At 39.7% G+C, this 20585-nt stretch carries 23 protein-coding genes; 7 read left to right on the top strand and 16 right to left on the bottom strand.

What is annotated here, in order from left to right:
• Position 1 precedes the first annotated feature (1 nt).
• Positions 2–766: a hypothetical protein gene (locus AC3ITD_RS05105; RefSeq protein WP_489364587.1), complete on the bottom strand. Its 765-nt coding sequence runs from the start codon at positions 764–766 to the stop codon at positions 2–4.
• 132 nt (positions 767–898) lie between these two features.
• Here AC3ITD_RS05105 and AC3ITD_RS05100 point away from each other — a divergent pair, with 132 nt between their 5' ends.
• Positions 899–1723, top strand: coding sequence for an SMP-30/gluconolactonase/LRE family protein (locus AC3ITD_RS05100; RefSeq protein WP_489364585.1), 825 nt, complete (start codon positions 899–901; stop codon positions 1721–1723).
• 68 nt (positions 1724–1791) lie between these two features.
• On the opposite strand, the gene AC3ITD_RS05095 is transcribed toward AC3ITD_RS05100, so the two are convergent.
• Positions 1792–2352: a fasciclin domain-containing protein gene (locus AC3ITD_RS05095; protein ID WP_489364583.1), complete on the bottom strand. Its 561-nt coding sequence runs from the start codon at positions 2350–2352 to the stop codon at positions 1792–1794.
• 216 nt (positions 2353–2568) lie between these two features.
• Between AC3ITD_RS05095 and AC3ITD_RS05090 the strand changes: the two genes are divergently transcribed.
• From AC3ITD_RS05090 to AC3ITD_RS05080, 3 genes are all read left to right on the top strand, one after another.
• Complete coding sequence (locus AC3ITD_RS05090; RefSeq protein ID WP_489364581.1) at positions 2569–2874, top strand: hypothetical protein; 306 nt, start codon at positions 2569–2571, stop codon at positions 2872–2874.
• Positions 2868–3008, top strand: coding sequence for a hypothetical protein (locus tag AC3ITD_RS05085; RefSeq protein ID WP_489364579.1), 141 nt, complete (start codon positions 2868–2870; stop codon positions 3006–3008). The genes AC3ITD_RS05090 and AC3ITD_RS05085 overlap by 7 nt, the downstream gene beginning before the upstream one ends.
• Before the next feature lie 212 nt (positions 3009–3220).
• Positions 3221–3715, top strand: coding sequence for an ankyrin repeat domain-containing protein (locus AC3ITD_RS05080; RefSeq protein WP_489364577.1), 495 nt, complete (start codon positions 3221–3223; stop codon positions 3713–3715).
• A gap of 63 nt (positions 3716–3778) precedes the next feature.
• Here the strand turns inward: AC3ITD_RS05080 and AC3ITD_RS05075 are convergent, their stop codons facing one another.
• The 13 genes from AC3ITD_RS05075 to AC3ITD_RS05015 form a co-directional block, all read right to left on the bottom strand.
• Positions 3779–5971: a catalase gene (locus tag AC3ITD_RS05075; protein ID WP_489364575.1), complete on the bottom strand. Its 2193-nt coding sequence runs from the start codon at positions 5969–5971 to the stop codon at positions 3779–3781.
• 11 nt (positions 5972–5982) lie between these two features.
• Positions 5983–6585: a YciE/YciF ferroxidase family protein gene (locus AC3ITD_RS05070; protein WP_265799203.1), complete on the bottom strand. Its 603-nt coding sequence runs from the start codon at positions 6583–6585 to the stop codon at positions 5983–5985.
• 442 nt (positions 6586–7027) lie between these two features.
• Positions 7028–7849 (bottom strand): alpha/beta fold hydrolase, encoded by an 822-nt coding sequence (locus AC3ITD_RS05065; RefSeq protein ID WP_489364572.1) that lies wholly within the window; start codon positions 7847–7849, stop codon positions 7028–7030.
• A 155-nt stretch (positions 7850–8004) separates the two neighbouring features.
• Entirely contained in the window at positions 8005–8523 is a 519-nt protein-coding gene (locus tag AC3ITD_RS05060; protein WP_489364570.1) for a DsbA family protein, read from the bottom strand.
• Positions 8523–9260 (bottom strand): YoaK family protein, encoded by a 738-nt coding sequence (locus AC3ITD_RS05055; protein WP_489364568.1) that lies wholly within the window; start codon positions 9258–9260, stop codon positions 8523–8525. Before AC3ITD_RS05055 ends, AC3ITD_RS05060 begins: the two co-directional genes overlap by 1 nt.
• A gap of 43 nt (positions 9261–9303) precedes the next feature.
• Positions 9304–10035 carry a M17 family peptidase N-terminal domain-containing protein gene (locus AC3ITD_RS05050; protein ID WP_489364566.1) on the bottom strand — a complete coding sequence of 244 codons (732 nt, stop codon included), beginning with the start codon at positions 10033–10035 and terminating at the stop codon, positions 9304–9306.
• Positions 10036–10062: 27 nt separating this feature from the next.
• Entirely contained in the window at positions 10063–11109 is a 1047-nt protein-coding gene (locus tag AC3ITD_RS05045) for a cupin domain-containing protein (RefSeq protein ID WP_489364563.1), read from the bottom strand.
• 178 nt (positions 11110–11287) lie between these two features.
• Positions 11288–11845 carry a hypothetical protein gene (locus tag AC3ITD_RS05040; protein ID WP_489364561.1) on the bottom strand — a complete coding sequence of 186 codons (558 nt, stop codon included), beginning with the start codon at positions 11843–11845 and terminating at the stop codon, positions 11288–11290.
• 402 nt (positions 11846–12247) lie between these two features.
• Positions 12248–12799, bottom strand: a complete 552-nt coding sequence (locus AC3ITD_RS05035) for an antibiotic biosynthesis monooxygenase (protein WP_489364559.1) — start codon at positions 12797–12799, stop codon at positions 12248–12250.
• Positions 12800–12810: 11 nt separating this feature from the next.
• Positions 12811–13878 carry an NADH:flavin oxidoreductase/NADH oxidase gene (locus tag AC3ITD_RS05030; protein ID WP_489364557.1) on the bottom strand — a complete coding sequence of 356 codons (1068 nt, stop codon included), beginning with the start codon at positions 13876–13878 and terminating at the stop codon, positions 12811–12813.
• 12 nt (positions 13879–13890) lie between these two features.
• Complete coding sequence (locus AC3ITD_RS05025) at positions 13891–16098, bottom strand: ATP-binding protein (protein ID WP_489364555.1); 2208 nt, start codon at positions 16096–16098, stop codon at positions 13891–13893.
• Between the two features lie 75 nt (positions 16099–16173).
• Positions 16174–16869, bottom strand: a complete 696-nt coding sequence (locus tag AC3ITD_RS05020) for a LytR/AlgR family response regulator transcription factor (RefSeq protein ID WP_056849935.1) — start codon at positions 16867–16869, stop codon at positions 16174–16176.
• A gap of 68 nt (positions 16870–16937) precedes the next feature.
• Positions 16938–17411, bottom strand: a complete 474-nt coding sequence (locus AC3ITD_RS05015; RefSeq protein ID WP_056849934.1) for a Dps family protein — start codon at positions 17409–17411, stop codon at positions 16938–16940.
• Positions 17412–17655: 244 nt separating this feature from the next.
• Here AC3ITD_RS05015 and AC3ITD_RS05010 point away from each other — a divergent pair, with 244 nt between their 5' ends.
• Positions 17656–17922, top strand: coding sequence for a winged helix-turn-helix transcriptional regulator (locus tag AC3ITD_RS05010; RefSeq protein WP_489364552.1), 267 nt, complete (start codon positions 17656–17658; stop codon positions 17920–17922).
• 82 nt (positions 17923–18004) lie between these two features.
• Here AC3ITD_RS05010 and AC3ITD_RS05005 read toward each other — a convergent pair whose 3' ends face one another.
• Entirely contained in the window at positions 18005–18352 is a 348-nt protein-coding gene (locus tag AC3ITD_RS05005; protein ID WP_489364550.1) for a winged helix-turn-helix transcriptional regulator, read from the bottom strand.
• A gap of 104 nt (positions 18353–18456) precedes the next feature.
• Between AC3ITD_RS05005 and AC3ITD_RS05000 the strand changes: the two genes are divergently transcribed.
• Positions 18457–19203 carry an NADPH-dependent F420 reductase gene (locus tag AC3ITD_RS05000; protein WP_489364548.1) on the top strand — a complete coding sequence of 249 codons (747 nt, stop codon included), beginning with the start codon at positions 18457–18459 and terminating at the stop codon, positions 19201–19203.
• Between the two features lie 16 nt (positions 19204–19219).
• Complete coding sequence (locus tag AC3ITD_RS04995) at positions 19220–20578, top strand: NtaA/DmoA family FMN-dependent monooxygenase (RefSeq protein ID WP_489364546.1); 1359 nt, start codon at positions 19220–19222, stop codon at positions 20576–20578.
• Positions 20579–20585: the final 7 nt, after the last annotated feature.

The raw sequence follows: 20585 nt of genomic DNA, 5'->3' as shown, positions 1-20585 counted from the left end.
ATTACTTCATTCGATGGTAAACCTTTTTGCTATTGTTGGTAGATAACATCATTCGGGCTGGCTCCGCATAAAAGCTGACCGATGATTGCTTTTTACTTAAAGTATCAACAAAAAATAGACTTTTACCTTGCGTGTACCATTCCATTTTTTGCGCTTTACCATTTCCATTGGCATCAACCATAACATCTTTGGTTCCGCCAGCGCTTTTTCCAGACCAAGCAAAGGCGCTTCCATCCGCATTGAGCGTAAGAAAATAATCGGTAGAAAAAGATGAATAAAACTCTCCACTCCCACTGCTGATGACTTCGGTGTTGCGCCAGGTGCCAAATAATCTCGAATCTCTTTGCTTGGTTAAAATGGCAGTGTTTAGCGCATTGATTTTAGTGAGCTCCATTTTAACCACCTGATTATTATACTCTGGAAAAGTAATCGAAAAGAATATTGTGTTTGATTTTCGTTCTGCATTAAAAGCATAGACTTTACCACTAATATCTTCGATAATTTTCCCACTGGCAATATTTTTTGAAGCAATGCCCGAAATTTTCGCTGATTCTCCATTCATCATTAATGATCCTGAAACCTTAGCTCCATCGGCTTTCAAATTAATTGAAATGGCTTTAGCATTATTGATTCCTTCATAATTGCCTACAAATAATGGCGAAACTTGCTTTACCACAATTGCTTTTTTAACCACTTTTTTGTTTTGTGCATCTGTTTCACCGCAAGGAGAAAGCATCATAACCAGCACTAGTATTTTGTGTAACATAACCCTCTTTTATTTTTACTAAAATTGCCACACATCACGGTAGGATGCAATACCTCAAAGGGTGATTTCCATAAAAGTTTGTATCGGGATTTTAAATTTTATATTTTGCTAATCATCCTCCAAATTCAAAACATGAAATACATTTTGTCCACTACATTGCTTTTTGCTGCATTATCTCTAAAGGCTCAAAGTACCAGTTTGAAAGAGATATGGAAGTCTAAAGGTCAGCTTGCTGTACCTGAATCGGTTGTTTATATCCCCCAAAAACAACAAATGTATGTATCGATGATTGATGGTGCGGCGAATAAAAAAGACGCCAAAGGGGGTATCGCCATTTTAAATCGAGATGGTAGCACTAAAAATTCAACCTGGATTACGGGTTTAAATGCGCCGAAAGGAATGGCAATTTACAGTGGAAAGCTTTATGTAGCCGACCTTGATGTGGTACATGAGATCGATACGGCCACTGCTAAAATCACCGCAACAATAAGAGTTCCGGAAGCAGTTTTTCTGAATGATATTGCGATAGATAAACGTGGGATAATTTATGTTTCAGATACGAGAACAAATAAAATTCATCGGATAATTAATAACAAAAGCGAAATCTATTTGGAAAATGTAACAGCTGCTAACGGTTTAAAATTTATTAACAATGAACTTCATGTGTTGTCAGGTACAAAATTATTAAAGTTTGATAATCATAAAGTTGCAACTCAAATAGCTGAAGGTTTGGAAGCTTCTGGCGATGGCCTCGAACCTGATGGAAAGGGGAATTTTATTGTTACCTGCTGGGAAGGAATCATTTACCACATCAAGAAAGATGGCACTAAGCAAAAGCTTTTGGATGTGAGAGGTAAAATGAACACTGCAGATATCGGCTACGATCCGAAAAGCAAAATGCTATACGTACCCACATTCAATGCCAATTCACTGATCGCCTATAAAATGGAATTTTAGCATTATGCAATAAATAAAAAAACCGCATCGAAACATTTCGATGCGGTTTAACATTACTATAGGGGTGATTATTTTGGCATTAAAACGGTATCGATTACATGGATAACACCATTTTTTTGATACACGTCACCGATTGTAACGGTACTCATACCACCTTTTTCGTCTTTCAACATTAATTTTTTGCCTTCCATCCAAGCCCAAAGTTTACCACCTTCAACTGTAGTTAGTTCAGCTTTTCCTTTACCAGCTTTAATTGCTTTTGCAATTGCTTTGCTATCTAGCTTTCCTGATACCACATGATAGGTTAAGATTTTGGTTAACGTTGCTTTATTTTCTGGTTTAACCAATGTTTCAACTGTACCTGCTGGTAATTTACCAAAAGCACTGTTTGTTGGTGCAAACACCGTGAACGGGCCTGCTCCTTTTAATGTTTCTACTAAACCTGCTGCTTTAACTGCTGCAACCAAGGTAGTATGGTCTTTTGAGTTCACTGCATTGTCTACAATGTCTTTCGATGGATACATTGCAGCGCCGCCAACCATTTTGGTTTTTTCCTGAGCCTGAACTGATGTGTTTGATGCGATTGCGATAGCTACTATAGCCACTGCCGATAAAAATAATTTTTTCATGGTTTTTTGTTTCTGTTATGACATCATTTACGCAAAAGTGATTAACCCTGGATTTTTAAAAATCAATTTTAACATCAAACAGTTGATTAACAGAATTTTAAATTGAAATAAATTAATCAGAAGGGGATTTGAAGAGGTAGAAAAAGCCAATTAGACTGGATATATAAAATAAATTAAATACTTTACATCAGTTATCTAAAGTTAACAATACTCTTTATGAAAAAAATTTTATTGATGATCGGCTTCCAGGCAGCATTTAACGCATTTGCTCAAACCGATAGCCTAAAATTAACCGGCCATATTAAATTTACCGCGAACAATAAGTATGTTTTCATTTATGATCTAAACTCAAGAAAGCAATATTTTCAACCGATAAATGGGAAAGATTTCGCGTTTGCATTTAAAAAACCATGTGAAATGGAAATAAGGAAATCACTATTTTTCTCAGCCCGGATTCGACTAAAACTTATGAAGAAGCCAGAAAGATTTATGCTTTCCTGCCGAGATCTTACCGAATGTTGATTTTTGAAAATAACACCACCATTAACATTGCCGATGAAATTGATAGCGCTCGAGTTAGAGGTGGACAGTTAAATATCGATCTGGATGATATGAGGGCGAGGATCAGGAATAAAAAATACCTGGAGTTTTTCTAATCACATCCTGATGCTGCAATTGCAATTAGCTTTCTGAAAGCCTTATTAAAACTTCGGGGTCACCGGATGTTTAATGAACGTATTGACTATGAAAAGTGCTTTTCGGCTTTGGGCAATACACTGAAGCAAAGTACGGAAGGGAAAGAATTAAAGATACTTGTGTACGGAAAATAGTTTTTAAAACTTTTAAATCATAGCAAGGTTGTATGAACATGAACGACATAAACTTACTCATTATACCAGCTGCAAGAAAAGGAGAAATTGAAGTTTTAAAGGAATTGATTCACCGCAATGCAGACTTAAATTTTCAAGATGAAAAGGGATATACGCCTCTGATCATCGCTTGTTATAATAATCAACCGGAAGCAGCCAAATTATTAATTGAGCATGGTGCCGATATTGATGCTGCTGATTTTGGCGGCAATACCGCTTTAATGGGTTCGGCATTTAAGGGTTATATCGGCATTGCCGAATTATTAATTGAGCATGGTGCAAACTTAGATTTGAAACATGGAAACGGAGGAACGGCATTAATGTTTGCAGCGATGTTTGGTAGAAATGACGTTTTGCAATTACTACTGGCTAGCGGTGCTGATGCCAGTTTACTTGATAATAGAGGGCAACATGCGTTAGATTTTGCGGCGATGCAGGGGAATGAAAAAGGAATTGAGTTCCTGGAAGCACACTTGGCAAAAATAGCAGGATAACATTAACTATTTACAAAACCTTAAAACAAAAAAATGGCGACCAATGGCGCCATTTGCTTATAACTATGCTGGGATTTTCCGTGGATTCTCACGTTCCCAAAAGCGATGTAGGGCAATTATTTCAATAAATGTGCTTGTTAGTTCTTTCACATCTCCCGAAACTATAACCCCTTCTCTCAACACCGTTTCTTTCGAATATTCAGCCGGTAACTTCTTATCGAAATAAGTAGATTCTAACACCTGTATGGCTTCATCATCTGCGGCAATGGCCTTGCAATGCTTAAACGCTTCGTTTAAAAAGTGTACGGCGTTAGCCTCTGCTTCTAAAGTGGCTACACTATTCGCACCACCAGGAACATAAACCGCATCATACAATACCGAAGCTGCTGTAAGGAAACTTTCATCAGGTACAATTTTTTGATCTCCTTTAGAAATGATTTCTCCTAATTTTGGAGCAATGATGTGTACTATGGCTCCTCCTGCTAACAAAGCAGTTTTAACGGTACTTAATGCCTTTTCATCTACACCATCCGCTGCCAGAATTGCGATCTTTCTTGTTTTAATGGTGTCCTTCACTGTTCCGGCCATACTCAATGCATCAGATTTTGCCAAACTTCCTTCCGGATTTTCAGAAGCATAATCTGCTCGATCAGCATCTGCTGGAATACTGTTATTTAGATCTTCCAAAGCAATTTCTGGAATATGCAATCCTAGTGCATAAGCAACTTCCGCAGCTAAGCCTTTATCAATTTGCGCCAAAACGGCCAGCATACGCTCACGAATTTCTACCGCTTTAACCTTACCAAGCTCAAAACTTAGCGCATCGATAATGTGGTTTTTCTCTGGATCACTTTGCGAATTAAAAAACAATCTCGCTTGCGAGAAATGATCAAAGAAGCTTCTGCTTCTTGCCCGGATTTTCTTGGCATCGATTCGTTCGTTATAACTCACGAAACCACCATCAGCAGCTTTTACTTGCTGAGGATCTTGATTGGCGATACCGTTCGGACCGTAACTTGTTTTGCCGCGGTTTATCGTTTGGCGCATATAACCATCTCGTTGATTGTTGTGCACCGGAACTACCGGACGGTTAATTGGAATTTCGTGAAAATTTGGTCCACCTAAACGAATAAGTTGCGTATCAGTGTATGAAAACAACCTGCCTTGCAATAATGGATCATTGGTAAAATCAATCCCAGGCACTACATGACCAACATGGAAGGCCACCTGTTCTGTTTCTGCAAAGAAGTTATCCGGGTTCCGATTTAAGGTCATTTTTCCAATTCTTTGAACAGGAACCAGCTCTTCCGGGATAATTTTCGTTGGATCAAGAATGTCAAATTCGAACTTAAATTCATCAGCCTCTGGAACAATTTGAACGCCTAATTCCCACTCAGGAAATGCACCTGCTTCGATGGCATCCCATAAATCTCTTCTGTGAAAATCCGGATCTTTACCAGAAATGTTCTGGGCTTCATCCCAAGCTACGGCATGAACTCCCAATAAAGGTTTCCAATGGAATTTAACAAAGTTGGAAACGCCTTCTGCATTTACGAAACGAAAAGTATGCACACCAAAACCTTCCATCATCCGGTAACTTCTTGGCAACGCCCTATCGCTCATTGCCCACATAATCATGTGCGCAGACTCCGGTAGCTGTGAAATAAAATCCCAAAAAGTATCGTGAGCAGAAGCTGCCTGAGGCATTTCGTTATCTGGCTCTGGCTTAACAGCATGTATCAAGTCTGGAAACTTAACAGCATCCTGAATAAAAAATACCGGCATATTATTTCCCACAAGGTCAAAATTGCCTTCCTGGGTATAAAATTTCACGGCAAATCCGCGTACGTCCCTTGCAAGATCTGTCGATCCTCTCGAACCTGCTACGGTAGAAAACCGAACAAAAACCGGGGTTTCAGCACCAGGATCGCATAAAAAAGCGGCACGGGTAAGTTCAGACATATCTTCGTACACCTTAAATATACCGTGTGCTGCTGATCCCCGAGCGTGTACAACACGTTCCGGAATTCTCTCGTGATCGAAATGAGTAATCTTTTCCCGAAGGATGAAATCTTCGAGAAGTGTGGCTCCTCTATCTCCTGCCTTTAGTGAATTTTGGTCGTCATTAATTTTAACGCCGTGGTTGGTGGTGAGCTTTTGCCCAGTCGAATCGGCCACAAAAGCCTCTAGTTTATTGGTTTTATCATTTTCCTGCTGTGCAGGCGCTGGATTATTTTCAGCATTTTTCTTAGCCATATTTTTAATCTTTATGCCTCCTCAGCCGCGTTGTAATTGATTTCGTTTTCTGCAATATCAGTTAGTTTTGTATCCGCTAACTTTTCCTCTTCAAGCGTTTGCGCCAATACATCAGCAACATCTGTTAAACCCAAAGTAATGGCCAATTGATGAAGGCCGCCATAACTGGCAATTTCATAATGCTCTACTTTCTGCGAAGCGAGAATAATACCCACATCTCTTGTTGCAGTTCCAGGTGGCGTTTCTTCAACAATTCCTTCCGCTTCTTTTGTTAAACCTTCCATGGCGTCGCATTTCTTGGCGATAGCCTTTTCGCCCATCAGCTCAAAAACCTGCTCTAGTCTTTTTACATGTGTTTTAGTTTCTTCTAGATGAGAGGTGATCGCTTTCTTAAGCGAATCTGCTGTAGCTGCCGAAATCATTTTTGGCAAGGCCTTAACCAGATGGTTTTCTGCCCAATATAAATCTGCAATTGAATCCTTAAATAAATCGTTTAAGGCCGGAGAATCGTCAACAGTTGTTTTAGATGCGAATTTTGGATCGCTTCCTGTGTCTTTTGTTTTCATGGTATGTTCTGTAGGGTTGCTTTCTTTTACAACCATAGATTTTACCATTAAGTTTTGCTAATTAATTAAATCTGAAAATGGATAAAATTCTTAGAGGCTATCGAAAACTGGAATAGCTATTTACAAACTGAATTTTGGAATGAAAGCCAGTGTCTGCAGCTCGCTAAAGGCTGATTTGCTACTTATGAGTAGTTTCTTAATTGAAATTCGGCAATGAATTTATCAAAGACATATCAATCTGATAGAGAAAAAAACTAAATAAGAATGGTAGTAAAGGGCTATATACCGCAATAGCTACAATAGGTAAATTTACAATGTCAAATTAGGAGCATCTAGTTTAACACGGGACGATCTATGCCTGGATAGGATAGAAAGATAGATTGCAAACCATACCATCTATAATATGGTTTGTTTCAGATAAAGCCTTTCAGAAATGAAAGGCTTTATTTTTATATAAGTAATTGGTAATGAAGTTACCAAAATTTTATGACTATGCTTCAATAAACTCCAAAAGATCTTTATTTATTGTCGCTGCTTCAGTTGTTGGCATTCCATGAGGGAAACCAGGATACGTTTTTATGGTACCGTTTTTCAATAATTTAATTGATTTTAAAGCGGCATTTTGATAAGGTACAATCTGATCATCTTCGCCATGCAAAACCAACACAGGAATATCCACTGCTTTTAAATCTTCTCTGAAATCGGTTTCAGAAAATGCTTTGATTCCTTCATAGTGCGCCACAATTCCGCCCATCATGCCTTGTCTCCACCAGTTTCTCTGTACGCCTTCTTTCACATTAGCGCCTTCTCGGTTATAGCCGTAAAAAGGAAAAGTCAAATCGATATAAAATTGCTGTCTGTTGTTCAAAGTCTGTTCTCTGATACCGTCAAAAACCGATATCGGAACTCCATCAGGATTGCTATCGTTAGCTACCATTATTGGTGGAACTGCACTGATTAAAACTGCTTTTTTGGCTCTGCCATTGGCATATTTGTTCACATAGCGAATCACTTCGCCACCGCCTGTTGAGTGCCCGATGTGGATCACATCTTTCAGATCAAGAAACGCTACCAGTTCAGCTGCATCAGACGCATATTGCTCGATGGTATGGCCATAAATATCCTGACTAGAGCGACCATGTCCTCTCCTGTCGTGAGTGACTACGCGATAACCTTTCTGTAAGAAAAATATCACTTGCGCATCCCAATCATCTGATGATAGCGGCCATCCGTGGTGAAACATTAAAGTTTGTCCTTTACCTTGGTCTTTGTAAAAAATCTCTGTTCCGTCTTTTAATTTTAGTGTACTCATGGTTTCTAAGTTTTAAGTTTATGATCAATATTTATAGGGTTTTTTAATTACTTCTAGTACAAATGTAGCTTTGAGAATTTCAGATCAAATTGATCTATGATAAAAATCCATCGCTTTCGGCATTAATTTTAAGTATCGCAGCTGTTGTACCAATGCTATTCTTCTTCGGCGCTAATCAGTTGCAGTAAATCTTCTGCACCACCATCGAATTTTTTTCCGTTTACGTAAAACGATGGGGTACCATTTACGCCGCTCATCACCCCGCTTTCAAAGTCTGAATCGACTTTTTCTCCCACCTTTTGACTTTGTATGTCTTCCTCAAATTGAGAAATGTTGAGTTTTAATTTTTCAGCTAGCTTCATCAGTAACATTTCGTTTAGCGCTCGCTGGTTTTCGTAAATAGCATCATGCATCTCCCAAAATTTACCTTGCAAACCAGCGGCTTCTGCAGCCAGCGCCGCAGCTCTGGCATATTGATGCATTTCTGAAAGTGGAAAATTCCTGAACACAAATTTGATTTGATCTCCAAATTGACTCATTAATTTTTTAAGGATAGGATACGCTGCTCCGCAGTATGGACATTGATAATCGCCATATTCTACAATAACAAGGTCTGCATCCATATTGCCTTGTGCATGGTCAGCATTGCTGACGATTGGTTTTAGTGACATCATTATTTAGTTTTAAGGGTTTCTAAAGTTTCCAGAATTCCATCAGCACCGGGATTAATTGCGGTTGGTTTATAAAACAGTGAGCAAATAAGCAATACCGATGCAGGCAATAGCAAGATCCAGGCACCAAAAATAATTAAGGCATAATGCGCCATAAATGCACCGGATAAAAAGCCAAGCCAAACCAGTAAAAGGTGTGTGGCGTTTGATTTATACTTTGTATTTTCTAATTCGTCATTGCTCATGGTAAGCATTGCCGTATTCCTGGCGAGACTATTCAATGTCCCGGTTACAAAATCGGTATTCACATTCTGGTTGCCAACGGCGGTTACGATTGTGTTCATTAATCCCATCGCCAATCCAATAATGGCAACAGATGGAATAGCTGGTATCGCAAAAATATTGGCGGCCGCGGTGTAAACGATTAACATTCCAGAAACGAGATAAAATGTTAAAGCTTTCGTTTTGTTAAGTTTCGATAATGATAAGCAGGTTCCCAAGTAAATGCCGCATACAAAACAGCCGATAACAGTAAGCGATATGATCATCGTTCCGAATTGATCCGAAGAAATCGCTGATCCTAACTGCGTGGTATTTCCACTCATAAACGATACGTAAGTTTTCCACTTAATCAGTCCCGTTGCATCAACAAATCCGGCAACTACAGCCAGGCATATGGCTAACTTTTCTTGTAAGGCTATCTGTGCCGGCAGTAAGGAGCTATTAACTGAAGAAACCATTGGCTGTTGCATTTTAGAATTTAACTTTATAACCGACTCTCAATTATTTTAAAGCTGTAATGGCCTGGCTAATACCTTCTCCAGCAGTTGTAAAGTAAGCTGGGCCAGCCAATAACGTTATTTTTTGAATCGGTTTAAAGTTTGCCATCTTCTTCGTTTTCAAAAACACCTGGGTTCTGTAGGCATTAACAGCACCAGTTACACCATAACCCGCAACTTCCGCTGTAGGAGAATCAATTCCCGCATCTTTAAGGTCGCTTGCGAATGCATATTGAGTAACTCCTAATCGCAATGCTTCCTCCATACCTACGCTAGCCACTTGCTTCATTAACTCGGGTGTAAATTTATTTCGATCGCCTAAACCGATTAGCAATAGTTTTTTTGCTCCGATAGTTCCGGCTGGTGGCGTAATTAAAAAGGTTTCTAAAGAATGGCCCGCAAATTTGCCTGACTTACGGATTTCAGTGATCAAACCATTCAGACTTTTATCAAGATGCACCATTCCATTTACCGCTTCGGGCAATGCTGGTGGAGAGTTGAAAATATCGCCTTCGGTATATTCAAAAACGCAGGCAATTTGTAGCGGCGTAACTTCGGTAGAAGGACCTTGAACCATCCCTTCGATGGCAATTCCATCTACAGCACCCCAAATTTTTGAGGTATTGGCATTTACAGTCGGTACTGAAGTTTGAGCCAGAGAAAATTGTACCGAGCCCAAAAGCATCACTAAAAATAAGCTGATGCGGGCTGTAATTTTGATTTGTGTCGTTTTCATAATCAATAGTTTAAATGAGGTTTGAAATTATATTTTAGGTTGAATAAAGATTTTTTCAGTCGGAAATTTTGCAATTTCACCGTCTTTTAATCCGAAGTTAGTTACCACTACATCTTTAGGATTTCCAGCCAGCCACTCGCTTAAATCAATAGATTGATAGGTTCCGCTATTGAAGCCAATGAGGATTTTGCAAACTGTATCTCCTGTGTTTTTGATATAATGCCCCGCTCCCATTGGCACATAACCTACATCTCCAGCGTTAAATTGTTCGGGTACCACAGTAGATTCCGCCAGGAAAACCGACATCTCTGCCTGACCAGATATGTAATATTGCCATTCGTCTGCATTTGGGTGCCAATGCATTTCTCTTAGCGCACCAGGTTGCAATTCGATAATAGAACCAGACATGGTACTGCTGATTGGAAATTCTTTACTGCTAACCAATCGCTGTAATCCTCCACCAGGTACAATTCTTGGTTGTTGCGCATGTAAAGGGTATCTATGAAAACTTGTTAACTGAATATCTTTTTCATCGGGGCGAGCTTGCGCAACAAACGACATTTCATCAGGAACCACTCCAGCTGCAAAATAAGCTTCTTTTTGAGGTAGCGCAGCAACCTCTTCTAGCGTTAAACCCAAGTTTTGAGCTACAATTTCTGGCGGCATACAAGAAACAAAATCGGTAACACTGAAAGTATGGTCTTCAGAAAAATTTCCATTATCAAATATCAAAATGAAATGGCATTCTTCCGTTCCGGTTGCCTGGATGGAATGACCGTAACCTTTAGGAAAATACCAAACATCTCCAGGCTCGAAATTGTCAATGTAACTATGTCCATCAGGATGAATGATGGTAGTACGAACCGTTCCTGAAATTACATACGCCCATTCTGCAGCGTTGGCATGCCAATGTAATTCACGCATACTTCCAGGTTGCAATCTCATCGAAACTCCGGCAATACCGATTGATGCTGGAAAATCAGTAACAGATGCACCCCTCGTAGTTCCTCCATCGTTGGTACGTGGTTCTTTTTTTTCCAGTTCGTATCTAAAACTTAGTGATGTTGTTTTCATAGTCGTATTTTTTTTGGTTCTTGTTTTTTTCTATTGTAAATCTATCTCAGAAACCTATCATTTTAATTTTCAATTCGGTGAATGGGCGAAAGTAATCGTTGAGATCAGCTGAGATAGATTTTAGAACTTGTTAAGGTTGTTTAATGATTGAGCGTATTGAACTACGCTCGTGATCGGTTTAAAAAGGTTGGTTATACTTTCCCGTTAATGCTTTGTTTTCGATACTTTTTGCAAAGTTTGGCGTTTCTTCATGGTTATGCTCATCAGAAGCGGCTTGTCTGGAAGCGGCAGCATCCGCTAAATTTATGTTATGCGCTTTTAAATATTCGAACATTTCTGGTGTCGCAGTGGCGTGAATTTCGTTGGTATACAAGGTGGTTTGTTCGTCTATTTTTGTGGCTTTAAGTTCCCAAAGTACCTGAACTTTTGTACGGCCCCCTTTTGTAATCGAATTAGAAATGGAAAGCATCCGGCAATAATCCGGGCGGTGCTCAACAGCTACATAATGTTGAACCATCAACGCATCACCGATAGTTTCGACGTTTAGTGATACAGGCTGCCCATCGTAGGTTGAAGAAATGGCGGCGCCAATATGTTGGGTGGAGCACCTTTGATATTCGGCATCAGGAAGGTTTAATAACCAATCGGCGATATTTACTTTTTCAAACGGCGCATTGATGATGGCTGTTACTGTTGAATGAGACAATGCATTTTCTGGGGTTTGTAGGATTTCCATAATGTTAGGGTTTTTAATTGTATTAACTTGATGGTGTAAAACTAATACGAGTCTCGAGCCAAATAAATCACCCTTCGATGAACGGGCAAAAAATGTCGTTAAATACAGGGGTATGGCGATAAATAGGTGAGATTACCTTTAATTCTACATGAAAGTTTCCAGTCAATCTGGGCATTACCCAAGCTACACAAGGGTCCGGCTTTGCAGGGCTCCGCTTCGCTACGGTACCAATAAAGAATTGGTACTAAACCCTTTCAATCCCTAACGCAAAACCCACCGAAGGCAGGATCAAAAAGAATTGATTAAGTTTCTGTTCTAAGGAAAAGCGCAAAAAAAAACAGCAGACAAATAGAATAATGTCTGCTGCTTTTTGAACAACTTGAAATGATAAAGCGAATAATGCTATCTATAAAGCCACTTCTTAATGAGTTTAGTGTAATTCGGCATCACCACGTAAACCATTGCCAGCACAATGCATCCGGAATTTATAAATGCATCGAAATAATGATTTACAGGAATATTCAACAGTCTTAACACAGGCAATGAGAGTAGCGGCACTAAGATTGACAATGGGTAAATGACCGACCAGGTGGCCAAAAATTGTTTCCAGCGGACAGGCGTTTTGTTGCCTTCACTTTCATTGTTAAATAAAAAATCTAAACCTGATTTGATTTGATACCGATCATTTTTTCTAAAGAATGGCTGTGCCTTATCGATCATTCTTTTTCGATCGTCAGATTCCATCCAAACTTTGAGATGCTCAATAGTATCAAAACGAATAATTACGGTGTACACAAAGGTAAGCTTCGGAATGGGCCTTACAATCTGTAAATCTATAAAGCCTTCAGAATGATTGGAGATAGGAATGATTTCACTGAGCCATTGTTCATATTCTTTCTGTTTATCGTTTAAAATATGATGGGTAATTACAACCGAAGCACCGTCTTTTTCCATGTTGAAATTAATTAATACAAACTAAAAGCTCTTTTATACTGCCAAGGGACTTCTATATCAACACCCAAAGCTTTAGCCGAGTGGAGAGCAAAATACGGATCGCGTAAATGTTCTCTGGCAATAAAGATCAAATCTGCCTTACCACTAGCCACAATTTCATTTGCCTGCTCGGCTGTGTTGATCATCCCGACAGCACCAGTGGCGATGTTCACTTGCTCTTTAATGGCAGCTGCAAAGGGAACCTGGTAACCAGGAAAAACCTTGTCTTTACTTACATTGGTAAATCCTCCACCAGAGGCGGTAATAAAATCCACCCCGTTTTCTTTAAGTGTTTTCGAAAGCGTTATACTATCTTCCAAAGTCCATCCTTCAGCGGTATCGATGTAATCTACAGCCGAAATTCTAACCAATAGCGGCATGCCTTCTGGAATTACACTTCTTATTTCTTTAACGGTTTCTACCAAAAAACGAATTCGGTTTTCCAAGCTGCCGCCGTATTCATCTTGTCGCTTATTAATCACGGCAGAATAAAACTGGTGAAATAGGTAACCATGCCCCGCGTGGATCTCTATGGCATCAAAGCCGGCTTCGACCGCACGTATTGCTGCATCAGCAAAATCCCTTTTTAATTCAGAAATTTCTTCGAGGGTAAATTCTTGCCAGGCTACTCCGTTCATCTCTATTGCAGAGCACGATTTCACCGTCCATCCGCCTTCTTCTGGCGTTAATGGTTTCATCCCTTCATTTGGATGTTTTAAACTTCCCTTTCCTCCCGAATGCCACAGCTGAATCGCAATTTTAGCATCTTGCTCATGAACAAAATCTACAATAGTTTTCCAGGCATTTTTTTGTTCCTCATTCCAAATCCCTACATCACTTAAAGTGGCTAAACCTTTAGGCGCTACCGCTGTGCATTCGGTGATTATTAAACCAGCACCACCAACTGCCCGGCTTCCTAAATGTACCAAATGCCAGTTTCCAGGAATGCCATTTTTCGCACTGTATTGCTGCATTGGAGAAAGCACCACCCTATTCTTTAACGTTAAGTTGCGTAGTTTAAAAGGAGAAAACAAATCCATAATCTAATCTTTTTAAAGTTGTTGTAAAAATATTTTTGCTTCAGCAACTGCTTGCATTAACACGTATTCTAAATCTTTTATAGTCTGTTCCGTCACTTCATTTTGTTCAGAAACCAATTGAATAGAATCTAGTTTTTCTGCCAGGATATTTAATAAGCCGAGCATAGCAATACTGGTTTTAAAATCGTGCGCCCGCATGTTTACCGTAGCAAAATCATTATTTTGATAGGCAGTTTTTAACTGCTGTAAATGCTTGGGTACATTGGTTATAAATTGCTGTGTAACTGTTTTTTCAAAATCGACATCGCCTCCACTGATTGATCGCATGTAATCAAGATCGATAAATTTAAAACTATTTTGAACAGTTACATTTTCTACCGTTTGTTGATGACGCTCTTGCAATCCAAAACTAGAAATCAGCTTAAAAAGTTCTTCTTCTTTAATTGGTTTAGAAATATAATCGTTCATACCCCTGCTCAAGCATTTTTCTCGCTCACCTGCCATTGCATGTGCCGTCATCGCAATTATTGGAGTATCTAATTGCAACACCTCCCGAATTTGCTGCGTTGCCGTATAACCGTCCATCTGTGGCATTTGTATGTCCATCAAAATTAGATCGTAAACATAATCACGCAACCGGTTAACGGCCTCAAGTCCGTTAGCAACAATGTCAAAATCTACGTTCCACTGCAACAACAAATGCCGCATTAAACTCTGGTTAATGGCATTATCATCTACCACTAAAACCCGCCAAGGCATATTATTTTTTTCCTTAAAATGATTGACATCTAATGCCGGTACATTTTGTATTTGTTCAGCAGAAATGCCATAAGGGATGTAGAAATTAAAAGTTGTCCCCTTACCTTGTTCACTACTCACTTCGATGTTTCCGTGCTGTAGCAAAATCAGATTTTTTACAATTGATAGGCCTAAACCCGTTCCACCGTAGTTTCTGGTGATGGAATCTTCACCCTGATTAAATCGTTCGAAAACTTCAGTTAATTTTTCTTTATCAATTCCAATCCCTGTATCAGAAACCTTAAAACCGACAGTAACTTGACCATCAAGCTGTACTTTATTATAAACTTCAATATTTACGTTTCCCTGCTGTGTAAATTTAATGGCGTTTCCGATGAGGTTGACCAGAATTTGTGTAAGTCTGGTAGCATCTCCAATTAATGTATCTGGAATAGAAGGATCTACCTGACTTGATATGGTCAGTTTTTTCTCTTTCACACGCTCGGAAAACAGGGTTTCAACAGAGTTGATTAAACCGTTAACACTGAACAGGCCTGGTGTGATGCGCATCATTCCAGCTTCAATTTTGGAGAGATCAAGAATATCGTTGATGATGGCCATCAGATTTTCTCCCGAACGCTGAATAGAGGAAACAAATTCCGCAGCGGTATCATCCAAGGGTCTTTTTTGTAATAGATTGGTAAAGCCCAATATTCCACTCAAAGGCGTTCGGATTTCGTGGCTCATATTGGCCAAAAAGTTTTCTTTGGTTTGAGCAGCCACGGTAGCATTCTTTTCGGCAACATCCAGCTCCTTAATTAAAAGGTGTTGCCTACGAAATTGGCGAATGATATGGAAGCCAACAACCGCACCGCCAATAACAAGCAAAATCAAAATGTAGATATCATACAACCGCGATTTATCTCCCATTTCCTCGCTTTTCTTACTCAGCTCGATCATGTGTAATTGACGGCTCCGATAAATCTTCGCGGTGATAGAAGTAATCTCGTTAGATATTTTTCTAGCCCGGGGATTTGCAATCGAAGTTTGATCATTCATATTCCCCAGCTCGTGGTAACGATGTAAGAGTTTTTCCTTCACCACTTTTTTATCCATGGCAAGCACACTCAAACGGGTAATCAGATGTTCTTCGGCAGTATCTGCATTGTCTTTAGAAAGCGAATCTAAAAAAGTTTCAATCTGGTTGATCTTCTGATCAATACCCTCCAAATGTGTGGTATCGTTCGTCGCAATAGATGCTCTTATCCGACTTTCTACGCCTAGAATATCCCGATCAATCTCCCGCAAATGATTGCTTGCGTGGAGTTCGTGCAATAGCGTATTATTGTTATTAATGAGCGCTTTGGTATTTCTGGCCGAATTTATTTGTACTGCAATTAGTAAAGCAGACCCTGCAACAAAGGTAAGTACAATCAAATAAGCAAATCGTTTATTGCCCATAACTGTCGAAATGTTGATCATAAATTAAAATATAAAGTCGATAATTATGATTGTATCAGCCTTAGACCTGGTAAAATTTCAAAAGCGAAACTTAAGCTAAAAAACGTTCATTCTAGTGTTCAATGCTTTGCGATAAGCATCGGCTACGGGAATAAATTTCCCGTTGATGATGATTCCCCCGTCTTGCAAAGTATCTATTTTACCTACGGCAACAATATACGAACGGTGAACCCTGATGAAATTATCTCGTAGCAAACGCTCTTCGGCTGCTTTCATGGTTCCATGAATGGCAAACATTTTTTCCCTGGTATAAAACTTCACATAATCGCCCATGGCCTCCGCATAAAAAATATCGTCTAGCTTCAATCGCCTGGTAATATTGGCATCTCTAACAAAAAGAAATTCGTCCTTTTCATATTCTACACTTTCTTTTTTACTATCAAATATAGCCTGGGCTTTAGTCACCGCCTGTAAAAATCTGGCTGGCGTAAAAGGCTTAAGCAAATAATCTGCAATATTTAACTCGAAGGCTTCCAGCGCATATTCTTTTTTAGAAGATGTAAAAATGATAATGACATCCTTTCCCGACAGATTTTTTGTAAGTTCAATTCCTGTCATTTCGGGCATTTCGATATCTAGAAATATCAAATCTACTGGTTGCGATAGTATATGGCTATAAGCTTCAATGGCATTAGCATATTCATTTACGATAGTAAGATTTGGAATTTTCTTCGCCAAGTGTGCCAAAGTAGTTCTGGCAATGTCGTTATCATCAACAATTAGGGCTTTCATAGAGATGTTTATTTATGATTTGCACCAAATATAATTACTCTATTTTGTTTTGAAGACCCTGAAAATGATTATCTGAAATATGAACGAATCATCCAAGCCATTTCTTCGTGAGTTTCCATTAAACCTGTAATAAAATCGCTCGTACCATAATCTTTATACTTCTCTGCAAAAGGAACAATGTTGCCACGTAAAAACTCGATAATGCTTTCATGGTCTTGCAACAAATCCTTCATAAAGCCAAGGCCATCATTGCTTCTTTCACTATACTCGGTTAGTTGGGTTAGCTCTAAATAGCTTTTTATTGTTGCTGGAGCGAAATGACCTATCTTTCTCATGCGCTCGGCCACGCTATCGATCAGTTCATCAAGTTGTTTATACTGATTTTCGAAGAAAATATGATTAGCATGAAAATTATCGCCAGTAACATTCCAATGTGCGTTTCTTGTTTTAGTGTACAACACAAATTCATCAGCTAATAATTTTGCTAATTCTACAGCAACAGCGTCTGTGTTTTTTTCGGTGATTCCAATGTTGGTTTTCATGGTTTTAAGTTTTAATTTAAGCGGTATTGCTTCGTTTTATAATCTAAAGATGCGACTGTGATGAGCGAAAATGATTTACCTTTCGGTAAACAGGCAAAAACAATCGTTGAAATATAAGCTCGAAAAGATGAGTTACATTATCAATGGCAGATTGCGAAAGTTGTAAACCCTGTTATTGATTCACTTTATCTAGCGACATGGAAAGGTTTACGATGCGACCTGTCCGTTAAGAGCCTCGCTGGTATTGCTAAGCGGCAAATGGACATTGATGATCATTTATCAAATCAACGAAAATGTGATGCGGTACGGCGAACTAAAAAGAGCAGTTACTGGCATCAGTGAAAAGATGCTGATACAGGAACTAAATATGCTCGTTGAAAATAAATTGGTCAGCAAAAAAATATATCCCGAAATTCCACCTAAAGTAGAATATAGGTTGACCGATCTGGGATTAAAAACTCTGCCGATTGTAGATAAGCTGGCTGAATTTGGACTGGAAAATCTGGTTTAAAGAAGACGGTTTCGAGCCAGAACTTAGATTTTAATTTAGTCAACCCAATTCATTTTGAAATAGAAGTTAGCTCATCGACTGCTTATTTCCTAAAAACTTCTTCCCTATGTTTTATTCCCCACGCTTTCAACGCATCAATTATTGGTGTTAAAGTTTTGGCGTAGGGCGTCCATTTGTAGGTAATTTTTACGGGATAATCATTGGTGACAATCCGCTCTATTAATTTGTGCTGCTCCAGCTCTTTCAGTTCTTTGGCCATCGCTTTTGGCGTAATGCCTGGAATGCTGTCCTGAATATCGGTAAATCTCTCGTTGCCCACCCCTACAGAAATGATAATCGGCAATTTCCATTTTCCATTAATTACATCCAGCGCATCTCTTACTGGTTTCACGCTGTCCAGGCACGATAAATAAGGTTTTTTCCCAGCCATATCAATTTCATTTTTAAAACAAATGCACTTTCCTTTTGGAAACTACTATACAAAGTAAAGCAATTTTAATTTAATTTTGTAGAAGTAATTTAAAAATCTTCAAAATGAAAATAGGAATTATAGGCGTTGGCCACATCGGAAAAACATTAGCCGTAAAATTAGCCGCGGCCGGTCATCAGCTATCAGTGGCCAACTCAGGAGCTCCGGAAAACATCAATCCTGATGTGCTTGCAGCTGGCGCAAAGGCCGTAACTGCTCAGGAAGCAGTATTGGATAAAGAGGTGATTATTCTATCAGTTCCTTTAAACAGCATACCGGCTGTTTCGCCGCTTCTAACATCTGTACCGGAAAATGTTACAGTAATAGATACGTCAAATTACTATCCCGCTAGAGACCAAAAAATTGAAACTGTGGAAGCCGGATTGGCAGAAAGCTTATGGGTTACAGAACAGTTGGGACGACCTATTGCTAAAGCCTGGAATGCAATTGGGTCTCAGTCACTCGAAATAAATGGGAAACCATCCGGAACTGATTCCCGCCTTGCTATTCCTTTTGCTGCTGACCGTGAGAATGATATAGTAGTTACAGAACAGTTGATTGAAGAAACAGGTTTCGACGCTTTTTATTCCGGCCCGATTGCTGATTCGTGGAGACAGCAGCCTGGTGCGCCCGTTTACTGTACGGATCTTAGTCTGTATGAAATGCAATCGCTGATTAATAAAGCAGAAAAAGAACGTTTGCCGGGAAGACGCGATTTAGCCTTCGCAGCAATGATGGAAAGAATGAGTAGCGAAGAAACAAATCCGGAAGCTGGTTTTGCATTGCGTCTGAGCCGTGTTCTGTATATCTAATTCTAAATGATTAAAAATGAGTGATTTGGAAGATAATAATGATAATTTGAGCACTGACAAAAAGCAGATGCTCATCGGTCTTCATCTTGGAAACGGTTATGGCTCCCAACCCGGTGCGTGGCGAATGCCTGGAGTTGACCCCAAAAGCTATACGAGTTTTGATGCCCGGGTAAAACAGGCTCAGGCTGCAGAAAGAGGGAAATTTCAATTTTTATTTCTGCCGGATGGTCCAGGAGCAGTGATGACGGATATTGAAACCGAATCTCCTGCTTTTAATCTTGATGTGATGATGACGCTTGCTGCTGTGGCAAGAGAAACAGAATATCTTGGCCTGGTTGCTACAGGCTCTACCACGTTTAATGAACCTTTCAATCTGGCAAGACAGTTTAAAGCTTTGGATGTAATGAGCCACGGAAGAGCAGGCTGGAATGCCATCACATCGAGCGGAGAAGATGTCGCTGCGAATTATGGCAGAAGAATTCTATCAAGCGAAGAACGTTATGGCCGTGCTCACGAAACAATTCAGCTGATTCAGGCACTTTGGGGAAGTTGGGGAAAAGACGCGTGGATTCATAACCAAGAAACCGGACAGTTTGCTGATACAGAAAAGATACTTCCCATTAATTTACAGGGAAAATATGTGGGTTCAAGAGGTCCGCTTTATATTCCGCCTTCAGAACAGGGGCAGCCCATTATTTTTCACGCCGGCGGAAGTCCGAATGCACACGAGCTGGCGGGACGATTTGCCAACGTGGTAATCGGCGCAGCATTCACCATTGAAGACGCAAAAGCACAGCGAAATGCGTTTAGGGAATCCGCTAAAAGCTACGGCCGTGACCCAAATGAAATCAAATATATTGCAGGACTGATGACTACAATTACTAAAGACAGACGCACCGCACTCGACCGCCGCATTCAGCTGACAGGAAATCAGTTTCCTCAGCGAATTGCCTATCTTCAGCAAATGCTGGGCATCCCTTTGGATACTTCAAATCTGGATAAACCAATTCCTGAATCACTATTGAAAAATGCCCGTCCGTCCCCTTACGACCCGCGTTCGGCCAATGCTTTAAAAATTGCAAAAGAAGGCTGGAGTCTTCAGGATATTCTGGCACACGGTGTGATCGATTATCATCCTGTAATCGTAGGTCCCGGCGTAGATGCGGCAGACCATATGCAAGCCTGGTTTGAAGCGGGCGCAGCCGATGGATTTTGGATTTCGCCCGATGTAAATGCTGACGGAATTGATGCTTTTGTAGATGAAGTTGTTCCCATTTTACAGGAACGCGGCATTTTCAACAAAGAATATGAAGGGAAAACTTTAAGGGAAAACATAGGTGCACCCGAACAGTATGGAATTGACCCACGGGTTTAGCTTAAAA

This window comes from Pedobacter sp. KH_004 (assembly GCF_057840755.1).
The sequence above is the reverse complement of the archived record's forward strand: the minus strand, read 5'-3'. Positions and strand labels throughout refer to the sequence as shown.

Excerpts from the sequence above, each read along its gene's own strand:
- AC3ITD_RS05105 (WP_489364587.1), bottom strand. The coding sequence starts at position 766 with ATGTTACACAAAATACTAGTGCTGGTTATGATGCTTTCTCCTTGCGGT.
- AC3ITD_RS05100 (WP_489364585.1), top strand. The coding sequence starts at position 899 with ATGAAATACATTTTGTCCACTACATTGCTTTTTGCTGCATTATCTCTA.
- AC3ITD_RS05095 (WP_489364583.1), bottom strand. The coding sequence starts at position 2,352 with ATGAAAAAATTATTTTTATCGGCAGTGGCTATAGTAGCTATCGCAATC.
- AC3ITD_RS05090 (WP_489364581.1), top strand. The coding sequence starts at position 2,569 with ATGAAAAAAATTTTATTGATGATCGGCTTCCAGGCAGCATTTAACGCA.
- AC3ITD_RS05085 (WP_489364579.1), top strand. The coding sequence starts at position 2,868 with ATGTTGATTTTTGAAAATAACACCACCATTAACATTGCCGATGAAATT.
- AC3ITD_RS05080 (WP_489364577.1), top strand. The coding sequence starts at position 3,221 with ATGAACGACATAAACTTACTCATTATACCAGCTGCAAGAAAAGGAGAA.
- AC3ITD_RS05075 (WP_489364575.1), bottom strand. The coding sequence starts at position 5,971 with ATGGCTAAGAAAAATGCTGAAAATAATCCAGCGCCTGCACAGCAGGAA.
- AC3ITD_RS05070 (WP_265799203.1), bottom strand. The coding sequence starts at position 6,585 with ATGGTAAAATCTATGGTTGTAAAAGAAAGCAACCCTACAGAACATACC.
- AC3ITD_RS05065 (WP_489364572.1), bottom strand. The coding sequence starts at position 7,849 with ATGAGTACACTAAAATTAAAAGACGGAACAGAGATTTTTTACAAAGAC.
- AC3ITD_RS05060 (WP_489364570.1), bottom strand. The coding sequence starts at position 8,523 with ATGATGTCACTAAAACCAATCGTCAGCAATGCTGACCATGCACAAGGC.
- AC3ITD_RS05055 (WP_489364568.1), bottom strand. The coding sequence starts at position 9,260 with ATGGTTTCTTCAGTTAATAGCTCCTTACTGCCGGCACAGATAGCCTTA.
- AC3ITD_RS05050 (WP_489364566.1), bottom strand. The coding sequence starts at position 10,035 with ATGAAAACGACACAAATCAAAATTACAGCCCGCATCAGCTTATTTTTA.
- AC3ITD_RS05045 (WP_489364563.1), bottom strand. The coding sequence starts at position 11,109 with ATGAAAACAACATCACTAAGTTTTAGATACGAACTGGAAAAAAAAGAA.
- AC3ITD_RS05040 (WP_489364561.1), bottom strand. The coding sequence starts at position 11,845 with ATGGAAATCCTACAAACCCCAGAAAATGCATTGTCTCATTCAACAGTA.
- AC3ITD_RS05035 (WP_489364559.1), bottom strand. The coding sequence starts at position 12,799 with ATGGAAAAAGACGGTGCTTCGGTTGTAATTACCCATCATATTTTAAAC.
- AC3ITD_RS05030 (WP_489364557.1), bottom strand. The coding sequence starts at position 13,878 with ATGGATTTGTTTTCTCCTTTTAAACTACGCAACTTAACGTTAAAGAAT.
- AC3ITD_RS05025 (WP_489364555.1), bottom strand. The coding sequence starts at position 16,098 with ATGATCAACATTTCGACAGTTATGGGCAATAAACGATTTGCTTATTTG.
- AC3ITD_RS05020 (WP_056849935.1), bottom strand. The coding sequence starts at position 16,869 with ATGAAAGCCCTAATTGTTGATGATAACGACATTGCCAGAACTACTTTG.
- AC3ITD_RS05015 (WP_056849934.1), bottom strand. The coding sequence starts at position 17,411 with ATGAAAACCAACATTGGAATCACCGAAAAAAACACAGACGCTGTTGCT.
- AC3ITD_RS05005 (WP_489364550.1), bottom strand. The coding sequence starts at position 18,352 with ATGGCTGGGAAAAAACCTTATTTATCGTGCCTGGACAGCGTGAAACCA.
- AC3ITD_RS05000 (WP_489364548.1), top strand. The coding sequence starts at position 18,457 with ATGAAAATAGGAATTATAGGCGTTGGCCACATCGGAAAAACATTAGCC.
- AC3ITD_RS04995 (WP_489364546.1), top strand. The coding sequence starts at position 19,220 with ATGAGTGATTTGGAAGATAATAATGATAATTTGAGCACTGACAAAAAG.